The 17999-nt window shown below is 34.0% G+C and carries 13 protein-coding genes and 1 pseudogene; 9 read left to right on the forward strand and 5 right to left on the reverse strand.

Annotation, left to right across the window (positions count from 1 at the left end; genetic code table 11):
- Window positions 1–3: 3 nt before the first annotated feature.
- The 4 genes from BM289_RS11480 to BM289_RS11495 all read right to left on the reverse strand — a co-directional run bounded on the left by BM289_RS11480 (window position 4) and on the right by BM289_RS11495 (window position 5076).
- A complete protein-coding gene (locus BM289_RS11480; RefSeq protein WP_091493319.1) occupies window positions 4–1788 on the reverse strand; it encodes an amidohydrolase in 1785 nt (594 codons plus the stop codon).
- A gap of 218 nt (window positions 1789–2006) precedes the next feature.
- Window positions 2007–2696 (reverse strand): hydrolase, encoded by a 690-nt coding sequence (locus BM289_RS11485; protein ID WP_091493321.1) that lies wholly within the window; start codon window positions 2694–2696, stop codon window positions 2007–2009.
- A gap of 217 nt (window positions 2697–2913) precedes the next feature.
- Entirely contained in the window at window positions 2914–3228 is a 315-nt protein-coding gene (locus tag BM289_RS11490; RefSeq protein ID WP_091493324.1) for a hypothetical protein, read from the reverse strand.
- A gap of 816 nt (window positions 3229–4044) precedes the next feature.
- Window positions 4045–5076, reverse strand: coding sequence for an AraC family transcriptional regulator (locus BM289_RS11495; RefSeq protein ID WP_091493327.1), 1032 nt, complete (start codon window positions 5074–5076; stop codon window positions 4045–4047).
- A gap of 107 nt (window positions 5077–5183) precedes the next feature.
- Between BM289_RS11495 and BM289_RS11500 the strand changes: the two genes are divergently transcribed.
- The 3 genes from BM289_RS11500 (at window position 5184) to BM289_RS11510 (ending at window position 10362) form a co-directional block, all read left to right on the forward strand.
- Window positions 5184–7577 carry a TonB-dependent receptor gene (locus tag BM289_RS11500; RefSeq protein WP_091493330.1) on the forward strand — a complete coding sequence of 798 codons (2394 nt, stop codon included), beginning with the start codon at window positions 5184–5186 and terminating at the stop codon, window positions 7575–7577.
- A 23-nt stretch (window positions 7578–7600) separates the two neighbouring features.
- On the forward strand, window positions 7601–8839 hold the full coding sequence (locus BM289_RS11505) for a DUF4374 domain-containing protein (RefSeq protein ID WP_091493333.1): 1239 nt from the start codon (window positions 7601–7603) through the stop codon (window positions 8837–8839).
- A gap of 74 nt (window positions 8840–8913) precedes the next feature.
- Window positions 8914–10362, forward strand: a complete 1449-nt coding sequence (locus BM289_RS11510) for a PepSY-associated TM helix domain-containing protein (RefSeq protein ID WP_091493335.1) — start codon at window positions 8914–8916, stop codon at window positions 10360–10362.
- Window positions 10363–10444: 82 nt separating this feature from the next.
- On the opposite strand, the gene BM289_RS11515 is transcribed toward BM289_RS11510, so the two are convergent.
- Window positions 10445–11383 (reverse strand): alpha/beta hydrolase, encoded by a 939-nt coding sequence (locus BM289_RS11515; RefSeq protein WP_091493338.1) that lies wholly within the window; start codon window positions 11381–11383, stop codon window positions 10445–10447.
- A 406-nt stretch (window positions 11384–11789) separates the two neighbouring features.
- On the opposite strand from BM289_RS11515, the gene BM289_RS11520 reads away from it, so the two are divergent.
- From BM289_RS11520 to BM289_RS11545, 6 genes and pseudogenes are all read left to right on the forward strand, one after another.
- Window positions 11790–13382, forward strand: coding sequence for an MFS transporter (locus BM289_RS11520; RefSeq protein WP_091493341.1), 1593 nt, complete (start codon window positions 11790–11792; stop codon window positions 13380–13382).
- Window positions 13383–13479: 97 nt separating this feature from the next.
- The gene (kduI, locus tag BM289_RS11525) at window positions 13480–14319 is read left to right on the forward strand and encodes a 5-dehydro-4-deoxy-D-glucuronate isomerase (RefSeq protein WP_091493344.1); all 840 of its coding nucleotides are present in this window, start codon (window positions 13480–13482) and stop codon (window positions 14317–14319) included.
- 4 nt (window positions 14320–14323) lie between these two features.
- Window positions 14324–15115 (forward strand): gluconate 5-dehydrogenase, encoded by a 792-nt coding sequence (locus tag BM289_RS11530; RefSeq protein WP_091493346.1) that lies wholly within the window; start codon window positions 14324–14326, stop codon window positions 15113–15115.
- Between the two features lie 24 nt (window positions 15116–15139).
- Window positions 15140–16540: a glucuronate isomerase gene (gene uxaC, locus BM289_RS11535; RefSeq protein ID WP_091493349.1), complete on the forward strand. Its 1401-nt coding sequence runs from the start codon at window positions 15140–15142 to the stop codon at window positions 16538–16540.
- Between the two features lie 13 nt (window positions 16541–16553).
- Complete coding sequence (locus BM289_RS11540; protein WP_091493351.1) at window positions 16554–17576, forward strand: sugar kinase; 1023 nt, start codon at window positions 16554–16556, stop codon at window positions 17574–17576.
- Window positions 17577–17589: 13 nt separating this feature from the next.
- Window positions 17590–17999: pseudogene (locus tag BM289_RS11545) on the forward strand (bifunctional 4-hydroxy-2-oxoglutarate aldolase/2-dehydro-3-deoxy-phosphogluconate aldolase); the annotation flags it as partial.

Here is a 17999-nt window from a genome sequence, read left to right on the forward strand (position 1 = left end):
GGTTTAATTTTTTTGATAACCTCCAAAGTAATTCACTGGACTCCAATCTGGAATTGCTTTTGGTGTTGGATTGGCAAAGGTTCTAAAGTCATTAGCTGCATAAACTACTTTTCCGTTTACGACTGTCAGTTTTGATTCGATGTTTAGGATTTTTTCTTCTGGAACATTGAAATAATCATCAGAAAGAATAGCAAAATCAGCTAGTTTATCTGCAGTCAACATTCCTCTGTCTTTTTCAATATTGATTAATTGGGCACTTCCGTAAGTAAACAATTGCAAAGCCTTGGTTCTGTCTAGAATATTTTCATCATTCATATATTTTAAACCGCCTAAAGTTTTTCCAGTTGTCAACCAGTATAAACCAACCCACGGATTGTAACTTGCCACACGTGTTCCGTCAGTCCCCATTCCAACTTTAATTCCTAATTCTAAGATTTTCTTTAAAGGAACGGTATTCGCAGCAGCGGTTTTACCATATCTTTTGATGAAACTTTCGCCTTGATAAGCCATTCTGTGTTGAATTGCGATTCCTCCGTTTAGAGCTTTAATACGTTTTAAATTTTCTACAGAAACCGTTTCGGCATGATCAAAGAACCATAAAAGTCCGTTTAAAGGTGTTTCTTTGTTGATGTCTTCAATTACATTTAAAAATCTTGTAATGCTTTCATTATAAGTAGCGTGAATTCTAAAAGGCCATTTGTTTTTTACCAATAAGGATAAAACTTCTTTTAATTGTTCTTCCATTGCGGGACTTAATTCAGGCCTTGGTTTATCAAAGTTTTCAAAATCACCGGCACTCATTACGAGATTTTCTCCTGCTCCCTGAACGTGATATTCTACTTTGTCAGAATCGTGATCGTCACAGCCTTCGCCAATTTCAACTGTATTAATCCATTTGGTATAATCGTTTAATTCAGTTCCTGCTTTTTGAGCAAACAAATAATAAGGCATCCTCACAGTCAAATCACTGTCTTTGCATAGACCATTTGTTACGCCGTAATCATCTGGAAAGTTCTGAAATCCGCCTCCTGCGTCCATAATTGCCGTTACGCCAAGTCTGTTCATTTCGGTCATAAATTGTTTAGTCGAATTGAATTTTTCTTCTTGCGTCAATTCAGGAAGTTTAGCAAGAGTTGAATATAAAATAAAAGCGTTTGGTTCTGCGACAAGTAATCCTGTCGGATTTCCGTTTGGATCTTTTTCAATCAATCCTGCATTTGGATTTGGCGTATTAGCATCGATTTTTAAAGTTTCTAAACCTGCTTTGTTCAAATAAGCGTGTCCATATAAATGAAGAATAAAAGCAGGAACATCGCCTGTTGCCTCATTAATTTCTGCTAAAGTTGGTAGTCTTTTTTCTTCAAACTGATACGCATTCCATCCGCCAACCACGCGAACCCATTGTCCTTTTGGAGTTCTTTGAGCTTGTTCTTTAAGCATTGCCAAAGCTCTTTTTAAAGAACGAACTCCGTCCCAGCGTAATTCTGTATTGTAGAATCTTCCACCTCGGATGATGTGCATGTGAGAATCGAATATTCCGGGAATGATGGTTTTTCCCTGAGCATCAATTACCGTTGTTTTTTTGTCTTTTAATTTTAAGATTTCGCTGTTTTTCCCCGTTTTCAGTATTTTTCCGTCGGCGACAGCCATAGCTTCAACAATTGTATTTTTGTTATCTAAAGTGTGAATTACGGCATGATGCACAATAAGAGTTGCTTTTTTATTTTGCCCGAAAAGAGGAAGAGAAATAATTAAAAGAAAAGTTAGTATTTTGAAAGAGAGTTTCATAGTGGAGGTTTTTGTTTGGTTGGAGAAAAAAACTGCATGTTTTTAGCACACAGTTTTTTTTATTGGATAGATTAAAATTTGACGCTGATTTTACAGATTCGCATTCGCGAAGACGCTGATTTACACAGATTTTTTTAAAGTAAATAGGATGAATTAAAATCCGTTTTTTTATCCGCGCCTTCGTGAATATGAATCCGTTTTATCCGCTTTCAAAATATTTAGTGTTTCAACATTTCGTGAGCGTATTGTACACCTACGCCGTAAGCGCCACCGTATTTTTTAACTAAATCGGTTACTGGTACATAAGTTTCCTGACGAGCCCAGTCGCGTTGTAATTCTAATAAGTATTGTAAAGAAGTTACAGGATGAGCACCAGCTTGAACCATACGAGTTACAGCCATTTCATGAGCTTCTTTAGAAACGTCACCGCTTGCATCTGTAATTACATAAACATCATATCCTTCATTGATTGCGGATAAAACTGGTCCAACAATACAAACGCTTGTCCATAAACCGCCAAATACGATTTTCTTTTTACCAGTTGCTATGATTGCTTTACGGGCTGGAGCATCTTCCCAAGTATTCATTGTGGTACGATCGATATAGTTTGACGTTTTTTGAGGGTAGAATTCTTCGATTTCTCTAAAAACAGGTCCGCTGAAAGATTTTTCGGCAACTGTTGTTACAATTGTTGGTACTTTAAATATTTTTGAAGCTCCAGCTACTAAAGCGGTGTTGTTGCGTAATTGATCAATTGGGATATTGCTTACTGCAAATGCCATTTGGCTTTCGTAATCAATTAATACTAAAGTATGATTTGTTGGGTCTAATAACGCTGGACTTGGCTTTTGAGCGAATCCGATAAGGGTTACTAAAGATAAAACTGCTGTAAGGATTAATTTTTTCATGATAATTTTGATTTTGTTGTTAATGATTAGGTTTTTAAAATATTGTGATTTTTACTTTTGGGTATTCAAAATGAATGCCCTATTCCTAAAGCCTTGTTTTTAAAGAGATTTCTTCAAAAAAGGCAATAGAAGTCCTAACGATATATCGTAAATTTTTGACGATCTTCGTAATTGTGTTGTTTTAAAGCTGTAAAATGATTGAAAGGAAACTAGAGCGCTATATTTTTCCTTTTAGATGTAATCGGTGGAGAATTTCGGATTTTAATAAACCGCTTCCGCCTCCAAAATGTTCAATTACTTCTACATCTGGCTGTTGTTTTAAGCAAAATGAAGTAAAATCTTTTTCGACATGATCTTCGATTCCGGAGCTCAAAAGAACAACGTCGATTTTGTGGTTCTGAAAATATTCCTGAGCTTCTGTTTCATTGCTAAATGCGACTGCATTCCAGTCTTCATAAGCGTTTACAAGGCGAAGTAAAATGGCCAAGATCGCTTCGTTTTTTCCTAGTAATAAGAATTCAAGTGTTTTCATTTTTTTTAAGTTGCTAAGATTCTGAGATATTGAGATTCTGAGTTTTTTACTTTTAAATCTTATTTCGCAGAACTTGTGATTTTACTTTACAAATTTATTTGTTTCATTTTTACTTTAACTTAATCTAGAATAAGAAAGATACTAAGGTTCTTAGTTACTAAGAAGCTAAGTCTTTTCTTGTTTTTGATTTCAGTTTTTGACAGAACTTGTAATTTATATTGCAAATTTATTCGTTTCATTTTTGCTTCAACTTAATCTAGAATAAGAAAGATTCTAAGGTTTTAAAACGCTACATTTTCTTTTGTTTTTTGACTTCAGTTTTTGGCAGAACGAATAATTTACCTTGCAAATATAGCTTGTGATGAAAAGAATTACGCTTAATCTAGGACAAGAAAGAAGTGTTTTTAAGTGTTGTTTTTACACTTTTATATGGTCTTTAGAGGGAAAAATGAAATAAATTATCAAAAAATAGTGTTAAATTTTTTTTGGTTATATTGCTGATAATTAATTGTTTAATATTTTGTTATTTTAAAAAAAAACGCTCTTTTTTGTCTCAATGTGGAAAACCGTAAGGGAATCTGTTTTGTGCATTTTAATTTTGGAATGTAGAAATTTGAAAAAGATGGCATTCTTTACCTTTTTAGGTGTCATTTAGAATTTTTACAGAAAACAGTTTTTGGAGAAACGTTTTTATTTTTAATTAAGACATATTCATTTGATCGTGGGTATTTGTATATAGTTTGCAATGTACAATTAATGTCTAATTTTTTTGGGTTTTAAGATTAAGTCGACGGACATAATTTTAAAACCCTTTTTTTACCATAAAAATGAAAGTCCGATTAACCAAAGTTGTATGCTATCGGTATTGATTTTAAATTTCTGAGGAGAAAATCCATAATAACTTTTAAAGGCAGCCGAAAAATGAGAAACATCTTTGTAGCCACATTTATATGCTACTTCACTAACTGTTGCCGATTTACTTTGGAACAATTCTTTTGCATGCTCCATTCTCAACTTAATGATATAGCTTTTGACAGTGGTGCCAAAACATGCTTTAAAGCCTTTTTTAAGCTTGAATTCGTTTAATGAAATTTTTCGAGAAAGTTCTGGTAGAGTAGGAGTGTTTCGATAATCGTTGTCTAGTATTTGTTTGGCTTCTAATAATTTGTTGTATTCTTCATTGTCGATTTTTTCCTCTGGTTTGGGTTTGGAAACTACCGACTCTAATTGATGGATTAACAACTCTTTTATTTTGGTCTCAATGTACATTTTCTTTAATGCTCCTTTCCGATTGCAATTTTTGATTTCAGAAATAACCCACTGAATGGAAGAAGTAAATGGAAGATATTTTGAAGTGAGGTAGCTTGATTTTTGAATTAAAATGTTTTTAGAGAATTTTTCATGAAGTTTCCAGTCCTCATTGATTACATTGAAATAGAATTCTTTAGAAAAAATAATGGTTAGATAATTTACTTTTTCAAATGCTGGAATTTTAAAAGTGCCTTTATATTTTGTCGTATAAAAAATATTATGGGTATTCTGCTTTAAATACTTCTCATTTTCAAGCTGATCTATCTGAGTTTCGATATTGTTACAGCTTATAAAATCCATCACAATACATTCGTCATTTATTTCAAAAACTTCGGTTTGAGGTTTTGTAAAATACATTTGAGTATCTATTAGAACCATTCCGTCTGTTGCTAAAATATGACTTTTAATCTCTTCTATATTTTCCTTCTGAAGATTGATATTTTCTTCGTTCAGAATACTTTTGGGATTATAGTGAGCATTTACTTCGATATTAATTATTGGCTTTTCGTGCGATGAGAGAGTAGACTTGATTTTCAAAATTTAATCCGTTTTTACAAAATAATAATCCGTTTTTCCCTAACTTTTTTGAATCAGTTGATGGTACTTTTGCGACAAAGTTATTTATAATTAGTCTAATTAAAGATATGTCAACGCCAAAAATTTTATTTTTTATTTCATTTTTCTTCTTTTCGTTCTTGTCGTTTTCCCAGCAAAATCAAGGGGTTACAGTGACTGGACAAGTTGTTGAAAAATCTGGTCAAACCGTTCCATTTGCGACAGTAGTTTTAGAAAAAACTGACTTAAGTATTATTTCTGATGAAAATGGAAAGTTCATTTTTAAAAATGTTAAACCAGGAAAACATACTATCAAAGTTTCTGCAATTGGTTTTTCGGGCTTTAAAAAAAGCATAGAGGTTTCTGGAACTTCTGTAAATATTCCAGTTCAATTGGATAGTGAATTACAGGAATTAGAAAACGTATCAGTAATAGGTCGTTCAGCAGTTGATAAGATCAATAAACAAGCTTATAACGTAACAGCTGTTGATGCAAAAAAACTGCATAACTCCACTTTAGATCTTGCACATGCATTAGATAGGGTATCAGGTGTACGTTTTCGTGAAGCTGGAGGTGTAGGATCCCGATCTGAATTATCAATTAATGGATTTTCCGGTAACCAAATTAAAATTTTTATTGACGGCGTACCAATGGATAATTTTGGCTCGTCTTTTCAAATCAATAATATTCCAATTAACCTTGCTGATCGTGTAGAGGTTTATAAAGGTGTTGTACCGATTTGGCTGGGTGGAGATGCTTTAGGAGGAGCTGTTAATATCGTAACGAATAATAAACCCCGAACCTATGTGGATGCTTCTTATTCCTTTGGGTCATTCAATACGTTTAAAACTGCTATAAACGCAGGATATACTTCAAAAAGTGGTTTTACTACAGAGATTAATGCATTTCAAAATTATTCTGACAATAATTATTGGGTAAATGTTGAAACTAATGATTTGGAAACTGGTAAATATTATCCAGAAACACGAGTAAGAAGATTTCATGATAATTACCAAAATGAAACCGTAATTTTTAATATTGGAATTACGGGTAAAAAATACGCCGATAAATTAATGATTGGTTTTACAGCCGGACAAAATAAGGCTGATATTCAAACCGGAGCCAGAATGGTTTCAGTATTTGGCGAAAGATATAGACGTGGAAATACTTTGATGCCTACTTTGAAATATCAGGTAAAAGATTTGTTTACAAAAGGGTTGAATATTGATGTAACGGGAAATTTTAATTTTGGTTATGAACAAACCGTAGATACTGTAAATAGACGATACAATTGGTTTGGACAATACACGCAAAACGCAGGTCCAGGTGGAGAAGCTGGCAGATCCCTTTATAAATTTAAAAACAATAATGGAATAGCTACTTTCAATGCAACTTATGCCATAGGAGAACATCATTCTTTGTTGATAAACAACACATTTAACACATTTGACCGCAAAGGTAGTGATGAACTTTATCCTGAATCTGTAACGTATCAGCAACCTGAAAAATTACAAAAGAATATTTTGGCAGCTGGTTACAAATTTGACTACAATGAAAAATGGAGTACCTCATTATTTTTAAAGAATTATGATTTAAACACTACACTCACCAGAAGTTATAATCCTTCTGGAAACTGGGGAGATGTTGCCTATATGGAGTTAAATAATAAAACATCTTCTTTAGGTTATGGAGGAGCAAGTAGTTATTATTTAAAACAAAACTTGCAAGTGAAAGCTTCTTATGAAAAAACCTACCGATTACCCACGCCGAATGAAATTTTTGGTGATCCCAATGATAATTTACAGGGTAATAATGGTTTAAAACCAGAATCAAGTAATAATATTAATTTAGGTTTTAGCTATCAAACTAGTTTTAATGACGTTAATGCCTTAACATTTGATGTAAATGGTATCTATCGTAATGCTACTGATTTTATTCGTACTGAATTTAATAATAATCAAAACAAAACGGTAACCGTTAATCAGGGAAGTGTAAAAACAAAAGGCATTGATGGAGAGATTCGATACTCTTATAAAAAGCGATTTACTTCTGGTCTTAATATGACTTATCAGGATATACGAAATATGACCAAATATGAGCCAGAGCAAAATTATGTTTCCTATTACTATAAAGACAGAGTACCTAATATTCCTTATTTATTTGGGAATCTGGATGGAACAGTTTTTTTTAACGATGTCTTTAAAAAAGGAAATAATTTATCTGTAGGTTATAATCTTCTTTATGTCCATGCCTATTATTTGTACTGGCCAAGTAGAGGAGGCTCAAATGGTAAACACGATATTCCTACACAGCTTAAGCATGATTTAAACTTGGTTTACACAATGGCTGATGGAAAATACAACATCGCCTTAGAGTGTCAAAACTTATTGGATAATGAACTTGTGGATAATTTTTCACTTCAAAAACCGAGTCGGGCTTTTTATCTAAAATTTAGATACTTCTTTAACAAATCGAATAAATAATTTTAATATAAACTTTAATACTTATGAAAACAATTAGTAAATTACCTTTACTATTAGCTGCGTTTGCTTTCACTTTTACTTCATGTGAGAGTAGCGATGACAAAAATGAAGGAGCTAGTGGAGAAACTGGAAAATCAAAATATATAATTACCGTTTCTACAGGAGCAACAGGAGTAGCAGATTATTTATTAACTGCCGACGACGTTACAAAAGGATCAATTACCACAGCTGGAAACGGATTAGAACAAGATGGTACTTATCGTTATTATTTATCAACTCAAAACAAATTTTTTAGTTTCCTTTACGGTCAGGGAAATCCGGGAGCTGTTACTACTTATAGCTTAACAGCAAATGGAGATTTAACTAAGACTTCAAATTTTCAGGCGGAGACAGTACAAGTTTTTGCACCTGTTAACAAAGATATTGTAATGGTAAAAGTACCTAGAAGTGGCGCTTCAATTTCTTACATGTATAAAGTTGATGCAGAACAATCTGTGCTTACAGGAACAGTATCACAAGACACAAGACTTTTAATTGGAAATAAAAATCCAGATTTAGCAGAAAGAGCTCATTTTACCTGGGCAACTCAGGTGGGAGATAAAGTATTTATGCCTTATATGAAAATTAATGGTATTGCTCCGGATACTTTTGGTACAAGACATGCTGATAGTACTTGGGTAGCTGTATATAGTTATCCGGATTTAAAACTGGAAAAAGTAATTAAAGATGACCGTACAAGTTACTTAGGAGCTTATTTTACAAATGGATTGTTTCAAGATGAAAAAGGAGATGCTTATGGATTTTCCGGAGCTATCGGAACAGCTAATGGAGTAGTTGCTTCAACAAAACCTTCAGCTGTTGTTAAAATTGCTAAAGGAACCACAGAATTTGACAAATCTTATTTCTTTAATGTTCAGGAAAAATCAGGAGGGTACAAAATTTCTTCAACAAGTTATATTTCAAATGGTAAGTTCTTACTGTTAATGTACGGAACTCCTGGAACTAACTCAGGTACTGTTAGATTAGCTGTTGCTGATGTATACAACCAAACTTTTAAATGGGTTATTGGTATGCCAGCGTTATTGTCAAATGCTACTACTCGTTATAATATTACAACGGAAGATGGAAATTCAGCTGTTCTTGGTATAAATACTCCTGATGGAAACTGGATTTATACTATTAATGGTACAACTGCTGTTGCTACACAAGGTATGAAAGTTGAAGGAGGTCAGATTACTGCTATCCAGAAATTAAAATACTAATATTTTTTTACCGTAAGTCCTTATTTGTGTTAGGACTTACGGTCTTTTTATTTATTCTATTTATCTATCCAATTATGTTTTCTTCTTCAAAACCAAAACCTAATAATAAGAAAAAAAGTAAAAAATCGCTTTTTAAGCGTATTATGGCCTGGCTCCATTTATGGCTAGGTTTAGCGTCTGGAATTATCGTAGTCATTGTCAGCCTTACGGGCTGTATTTATGTTTTTGAACATGAAATTAAAGATTTTATAGAAGACTGGCGTTTTGTTAAACCGCAACAGAAAGAATTTTTACTGCCTTCTCAATTGGTAGCAATTGCAGATAAAAAAATGAAAGATAAAAAAGCCACAAGCGTAACTTTTGGAGCAAAAGACGAAGCGGCAATTGTAGGTTATTTTGTTGAGAAAAAAGAAGAAGGCGAAAAAGCAGAACACAAAAGAGGGGATAAAAGAAAAGATATCGCTAAGAATGAAGGCGAAAAAGGAAAATCTGAACTGAAATCGCAACCAAATGAAAAGGGAAAAGAGAGAAGTAAGGGAAAGGGAGAAAAAGGCAAAAAAGGCAAGGGGGGCAGAAGAAACGGTACTTTTATAAGTGTTTATATGAATCCATATACTGGAGATATATTAAATGTGAAAACGTTCTCTAGAGGAGAGTCACCCGATTTTTTCAGATGGATATTAAATGGTCATCGCGCGTTATGGCTTCCTTATGACATAGGTCGTCCTATAGTAGGTGTCGCAGTTTTGATTTTCGTTGTATTATTGATTTCAGGTATTGTTTTGTGGTGGCCTACAAAATGGATCAAATCGATTATAGATAAAAGTTTTAAAATTAAGTGGGACGCGAGCTTTAAACGTGTCAATTACGATTTACATAATGTACTAGGTTTTTACAGCTGTATTTTTCTGTTTTTTATTGCTGTAACGGGCTTAGTCTGGAGTTTTGGCTGGTGGAGTAAATCGTTGTATTGGGTAACTTCTGGAGGAACGCCATTAGTTGAAAACAGAGAATCACCAAAATCAGATACCACTCATGTAAAAGAGTTTAAAATTACAACAGCAGATAAAGTATTATTGAATATTAAAAAAGAAAATCCTCAGGCTGCTGGAATCATGATTAGTATTCCGGGAAAACCTGCAGATCCTATTGGTGCTTTTGTTTACAAACAGAAAAACACCTATTACAATATGGATCGTTATAGTTTTGATCAACAGTCGCTAAATGAGATTTCGATTAAGACTCCATTTTCAGGGAAGTATATTGAGGCTAATATTCCAGACAAAATCCGAAGAATGAATTATGATATTCACGTAGGAAGTGTTCTGGGACTAACAGGTAAAATTATTGCGTTTTTAGCCAGTTTGATTTCTGCCAGTTTACCTATTACAGGATTCATTATTTGGTGGGGTAAGCAGAAATTTGGCAAAAAGAAAGCGCCTGCTGCAAGACCAAAAGTAGCAAGCAAAACAATTCTTGTTTCTAAATTGAAAAGTAACGCAGAACAAGAAGTTACTGCTTAAAATATAAAAAATGGTTTTTTATTCCTTTTTGTTTTTTTTTGATCAAAAGGCAAAACTTGAAAAAGTTTTGCCTTTCTTATTTTTAGTTGTAATCATTTGCTTTAAGCCATTCTATACAATCTCTTGTCCAGAATTTGCTGGTGTCATTTACTCCTAAACCAAATCCGTGGCCGCCTTTTTCATATAAATGTAACTCGGCTGTAACTCCATTTTTTTTCAAAGCCAGATAATAGTTGATGCTGTTTTCAGGTATTACAACCGTGTCGTCTGTAGCGTGAATTAAGAAAGCAGGAGGTGTTTTAGCAGTCACTCTCTTGTCATTAGAAAATGAATCTAAAAGTTCCTGTGATGGATTATTTCCAAGAAGATTCGTTTGAGAGCCTTTGTGTGTTGTTTCATTTTCCATTGAAATCACAGGGTAAATCAAAAGTGAGAAGTCAGGACGTGCACTTACTTTGCATAATGATTCATAAACCTTATCATCATAATGAGTTGATACAGTAGAAGCTAAATGTCCTCCAGCAGAGAATCCTAAGATCCCAATTTTATTTGGATCAATATTCCATTTTGCTGCATTTTGTCTTACATAACGAATGGCTTCCTGTCCATCTTGCAATGGACCAACACTTTTATTTTTCATAGTCAAGTCGGTAGGCATACGGTATTTTAATACAAATGCTGCAATTCCTAAACTATTAAGCCATTCTGCCACTTTTGTTCCTTCCTTTTCAAAAGCTAAATGTGTATAACCACCGCCGGGGCAAATTACAACGGCTGTTTGATTTGATTTTGCTTCTTTCGGAATAAAAATACTTAAAGTAGGTACAGAAACCTGACTTGTACTTTGCATTTTTCCGTCCTTAAGCACTTCTTTTTCTTTATAATCAGTTGCTTTAATTTCATCAGGAATTTTATTCCATAATGGAACAATCTGATTTTGTGCACTTAGAGAAAATACTCCTGAAAAAAGAAGAAAACTTAATGTAATTCCTCTTAATCTTTGTGTTTTTTTAGTCTTCAATTTTGAGTGTAATTATTTGATTTGTAATATTTTATACGTGTATGTTGTAACAAATGCAACCGATGGCTTGTATCCGATCAAATGGTTAAAAATGGCTTATGAAATCAACTCTTTTAGGACAATTTTACCCCGCAAAAAGGATGAATTTCACCTAGTCTCTTTTAACAAATATATTGTTTAATGTGTAATTTTGTATTCTTTTTTTTATGTAATATGTTTATTTAAAAACCTTAAATTATTTTTTATACAATTTATTTGGATTGTAGAGATTAAAAACTATATTTGTGCAATCGATTACATTATTTCTTTTTAGAACTGTTAATTTATTGATTTTAATATTTTTAAATAGAGGTAAAAGGTATTGCTAAAAATACCAAAAATTACAAAACTATAATACCCACTAACTATGAATCAGACCGAAACTGTTGCAGTAAATCAAAGTGTTAAAGCTGCAGGCAAATACCGTTGGAGTATTTGTGCTTTATTGTTTTTTGCAACCACGATCAATTATCTTGATAGACAAGTACTTTCGTTAACATGGAGTGACTTTATTGCGCCAGAATTTCATTGGACAAACAATGATTATGGAAATATTACAGCCTTATTTTCTATCTTTTATGCCGTTTCATTATTATTTGCTGGAAGATTTGTGGATTGGCTGGATACCAAAAAAGGATTTCTTTGGGCAATCGGAATTTGGTCTGTAGGAGCTTGTCTTCATGCTTTCTGTGGAATTGCAACTTCAGGAATTATTACAGGAGACTGGTTTGTAGGTTTTCATGGTTCAAAAGAAATAATCAGTACTGTAAGCGACACCGCTTTGGTAATCAATGTAAGTGTTGCATTATTCATCTTTGCTCGTTTTGTTTTGGCAGTTGGAGAAGCTGGGAATTTCCCTGCGGCAATTAAAACCACTGCAGAATATTTTCCTAAAAAAGACCGAGCTTTTGCAACAAGTATTTTTAATGCAGGAGCAACGGTTGGAGCTTTAGCCGCACCAATTACAATTCCATTTATCGCAAAATCTTTTGGATGGGAAATGTCTTTTATTATAATAGGAGCTTTAGGATTTGTATGGATGGGATTTTGGATGTTTATGTATGATAAACCAGAAAGGCATTCAAAAGTTAGTCCAGAGGAATTGGCGTATATTCAGCAAGATGATATTGAGGACGGTAAAATGGGCTTTAAACCTGAAGCTAAAGGAAAAGTATCTTTAATGGAATGTTTTAAATACAAACAAACATGGGCTTTTGCTTTTGGTAAGTTTATGACAGATGGTGTTTGGTGGTTTTTCTTATTCTGGACTCCGGCTTATTTAAGTTCTGTTTACGGAATGGATTCTACAGAAGCAGCTTTGCCATTGTTTGTACTTTATATGATTACATTATTGTCCATTATTGGCGGATGGCTGCCAACATATTTCGTTGAGAAAAAAGGAATGAATCCGTATGAAGGAAGAATGAGAGCGATGTTGATTTTTGCATTTTTTCCATTATTAGCCTTGATCGCTCAGCCATTAGGATATATTAGTTACTGGGTTCCAGTAATTATTATCGGAATTGCGGGAGCAGCACACCAATCTTGGTCGGCAAATATTTTTACTACAGTAGGAGATATGTTTCCTAAAAAAGCAATTGCAACTATTACAGGAATCGGAGGTTTAGCAGGTGGAGTTGGTTCAACTATAATTAATAAGGGATCAGGTGTTTTGTTTGATTTTACACAGCGAAATTGGAGCTTGGTAAACGGACAGTCTTTATTAGCTAAATATCCGCAATTTTTAAATCCAGAAACTGAAAAAGCATTTTTAAAAGAGAGAGGTGTTGCGAATTTAGCCGAGTTTTTGAAATTATTATCAAAATCTGGGGAGACGGTTGTTGATGGTATAAACTCTGGATATATGATTATTTTCTCTATTTGTGCAGTTTGTTATTTAACAGGCTGGATTGTAATGAAAACATTGGTTCCAAAATACAGACCAATAACCGATTTATAAAGAAAAAAGAACATAATTGAAATATTTTTTTCATTTCAATTATAGTTATTCCATTTAAAAAATTAATTTTGTGCAATCGATTACATTTATTTAAATTATGACAAAATATAGTTCAAGATACGCGTCAAGCCCAGAAGCTGTAAAAAAATATGACACACAGCAATTGAGAGAAGAATTCTTAATTGATGATTTAATGCAGGAAGATGAAGTTGTATTAGTTTATTCTCATTATGATAGATACATCGCAGGATCTGCAGTACCAGTAAAAGGAAATTTAGTTTTAGAAACTATAGATCCGCTTAAAGCGCCTTATTTTTTAGAAAGAAGAGAACTTGGAATTATTAATGTAGGAGGAAGTGGTTCAGTCGTAGTAGAAGGAACAACTTATGAGTTAGGTTTTAAAGATGCTTTGTACATCGGAGCTGGAAACAAAGAAGTAGTTTTTAAAAGTGATGACAAAAGCAATCCTGCTAAATTCTATTTAAACTCTGCACCAGCTCACACCACTTACCCAACTAAAAAAGTAAGTTTAGCTGAAGCTAATAAATTACAATTGGGAACAATGGAAACGGCAAATCACCGTACCGTAAACCAAATGATTATTGGAAGCGTAGTAACTACTTGCCAATTGCAAATGGGAATGACAGAATTGAAACCGGGAAGTGTTTGGAATACCATGCCAGCTCACGTTCACGATCGTAGAATGGAAGTATATTTTTATTTAGATATTCCGCAAGATCAAGCAGTTTGTCATTTTATGGGACAGCCTCAGGAAACAAGACATATCTGGATGAACAATCATCAGGCTGTAATTTCTCCGCCTTGGTCTATTCATTCAGGCTCAGGAACCAGCAACTACACTTTTATCTGGGGAATGGCTGGTGAAAACCTAGATTACGGAGATATGGATGTTTGTAAAATCACAGATTTAAGATAAGAAAATGACGAACTTATTTGATATAAAAGGAAAAGTTGCCTTAATCACAGGAAGTACTCACGGACTGGGAATGGCAATGGCAAAAGGACTTGGGCAAGCAGGTGCAACAATTGTAGTAAACGGAAATTCATCTCAAGAAAAAATTGATCATGCTGTAGCAGAATTAAAAAGCGAAGGCATTAATGCAGTAGGATATAAATTCAATGTAACAGAAGAGCAAGAAGTGAAAACTGCAGTTCAAAAAATCGAAAGTGAAGTTGGACCAATCGATATCTTGATTAATAACGCTGGAATTATTAAAAGAATTCCACTTCTAGATATGGAAGTTTCAGATTTCAGAGAAGTAGTTGATATTGATCTTGTAAGTCCGTTTATTGTTTCTAAGCATGTTGCAAAAGGAATGATTGAAAGAAGACAAGGAAAAATCATTAATATCTGTTCTATGATGAGTGAGTTGGGACGAAATACAGTTTCTGCTTATGCTGCTGCAAAAGGAGGCTTAAAAATGCTGACTAAGAACATGGCTACAGAATGGGCAAAATACAATGTTCAGATTAACGGAATCGGTCCTGGATATTTTGCTACAGAACAAACTAAACCAATTAGAGTTGACGGTCATCCGTTTAACGATTTTATCATAAGTAGAACGCCGGCAGCAAAATGGGGAGATCCAAGCGATTTGGCAGGAGCAGCAATATTTTTATCATCAAAAGCGAGTGATTTTGTAAACGGTCACATTTTATATGTAGATGGTGGAATCCTTGCCACAATCGGAAAACCTTCAAACGAAGAATAATTTTCAAATTATATTTAAAAAGATATGAGCCAGACTTTCATTAACGATAATTTTTTATTAGAAAATAAATATGCTGAAGAGTTATACCACAGTTACTCTAAAAATCAGCCCATTATTGATTACCATAATCACTTAAATCCGCAGTTTATTGCCGAAGATAAAATCTTCGATAATATTACTCAAGTTTGGATCAATGGAGACCACTACAAATGGCGTGCAATGCGTACTTTGGGAATCAACGAGCAGTTTGTAACTGGTAACGGCTCAGATAAAGATAAATTCTTAAACTGGGGAAAAACAGTTCCGTACACCATGCGTAATCCGTTGTACCACTGGACACATTTAGAATTGGCTCGTTATTTTGATATTTATGATTTATTGAATGAAAAGTCGGCTGAGAAAATTTATATTGAAACTTCGGAAAAAATAAATTCTCAAGCGTACAGCACACAAAATCTTCTTAAAAAAGTAAACGCTGAATTGGTTTGTACTACAGAAGATCCAATCGATTCTTTAGAATTTCATCAAAAATTCGCCAACAACTCGACTGGAATCAAGATGAGTACAGCTTTCAGACCTGATAAAGCCATCTTAATTGCTAATGATGGTTATAATGCATATCTGGACACATTAGGGGATGTGTCCGGTATTGCAATTAACGCGTATGCTGATTTGCAGTCTGCTTTAAGAAAAAGAATCGAATTCTTTAATGCAAACGGATGTAAATTAAGCGATCATGGATTAAATCAAATTGATTTTGAGAACTTTACAGAAAGTGAAATCAATGCGATTTTCAAAAAGAAAAGAGAAAATGGAGAGTTGTCTCCAGAAGAGGTTTTAAAATTCCATAGTGCCATTTTAGTTTTCTTGTCAGAAACGTATCATGAGTTTGGATGGGTACAGCAATTTCACTTAGGTGCATTACGTAACAATAATGCTCGTATGCACAGAATTTTAGGGCCAGATACAGGTTGGGATTCTATTGGAGATTATCCTCAAGCACAAAAATTGTCTGCTTTCTTAAATGCTTTAGACAGTAAAGATAAATTGACAAAAACGATTATCTATAACCTAAATCCTGCTGATAACGAAGTTATGGCAACAATGATTGGAAACTTCAACGACGGAAGCGTTCGCGGAAAAGTACAATTTGGTTCAGGATGGTGGTTTTTAGATCAGAAAGATGGAATGACAAAACAATTGAATGCACTTTCAAACATGGGCTTAATAAGCTGTTTTGTTGGAATGTTGACAGATTCTAGAAGTTTCTTGTCTTTCCCAAGACACGAATATTTCAGACGTATTCTATGTAATCTTTTGGGAGACGAAATTAAACGTGGAGAACTTCCAAATGATATGGAATGGATTGGAAAATTGGTTTCTGATATTTCATATAACAACGCAAAAGAATATTTCAACTTTTAATTAAGTATTTACAATGAGTAGAGTAGTTGCATTTGGAGAAATCATGCTTCGTTTATCAACAGAAAGACATTTACGTTTTTCGCAATCTACAGCATTTGGTGCTACGTATGGAGGCGGAGAATTCAATGTGTGTGTTTCCTTGGCAAATTATGGTGTTAATGCTGAATTTGTAACAAGACTTCCTGAAAATGAGATTGGATTTTCTGCTTTAAAGGAAATCAGAAAAATGAACGTAGAATCCAAAAACATTGTTTACGGAGGAGAACGTTTGGGAATCTATTTTCTGGAAACTGGAGCAGGAACACGCGGGAGTAACGTAGTTTACGATCGTGCACACAGTGCGATGTCGACCATAGAAAAAGGGCAGGTTGATTGGGACAAAGTTTTGGATGGAGCGGAATGGTTCCACTGGAGCGGTATTACGCCAGCTATTTCCCAGACTGCGGCAGAGGCCTGTTTGGAAGCAATAAAAGTTGCTCATAAAAAAGGAATTAAAATTTCCTGCGATTTAAACTATAGATCAAAACTTTGGCAATATGGTAAAACGCCAAGTGAGGTAATGCCGGAAATGCTAAAATACAGCAATGTGATTTTAGGAGATATTGATACTGCGTATTTTATGTTGGGAATTCCTAAGGTAAATCCAAATTACCAGGATGAAAAATCACTTCCGGCAGTATATGATAAACTGTTTGAATTGATTCCGAACCTTAAAATCGCTGCGACAACACTTCGTTATTCTGTTAGTGCTTCACACCAAAGAATTGGCGGCATTTTGTATGATGGAAAAACAATTTATAGTGCAAAAGTAAAAGAAGTTACACCAGTTGTGGACAGAGTTGGAAGCGGTGATGCTTTCATGGGTGGACTGATTTATGGACTGCTGGAATATCAGAATAATAACCAGAGAGCATTGGATTTTGCAGTGGCAGCTTGTTGCTTAAAACATACTATTGCGGGAGATTACAACTTGGTTACTTTAAAAGAAGTTGAAAATATGATTGATGGTGATGGTTCAGCATTAGTATCAAGATAATTTTAAAATAAAAATGGCAAAATATTCAAGAATTGAAGTGGCTCAGACCATGAAAGAAAACGGTATGGTTCCGTTGTTTTTTCATTCTGATATCGAATTGAGTAAAAAAGTATTGAAAGCCTGTTACGACGGCGGATCCCGATTAATGGAGTTTACCAGCAGAGGCGACTTTGCGCATGAAGTTTTCGGAGCGCTGAACAAATATGCTTTAGCAGAACTTCCGGGAATGATCTTAGGAGTTGGTTCTATTACAGATGCGGCTTCGGCTTCATTGTATATGAGTTTAGGAGCAAATTTTATTGTAACTCCTGTTTTCAGGGAAGATATTGCAATTGCGTGCAACCGCAGAAAAGTATTGTGGTCTCCTGGCTGCGGTACTTTAACAGAAATTGCAAGGGCAGAAGAATTAGGCTGTGAAATCGT

It is taken from the genome of Flavobacterium phragmitis, from assembly GCF_900112575.1.
Taxonomy (GTDB): domain Bacteria; phylum Bacteroidota; class Bacteroidia; order Flavobacteriales; family Flavobacteriaceae; genus Flavobacterium; species Flavobacterium phragmitis.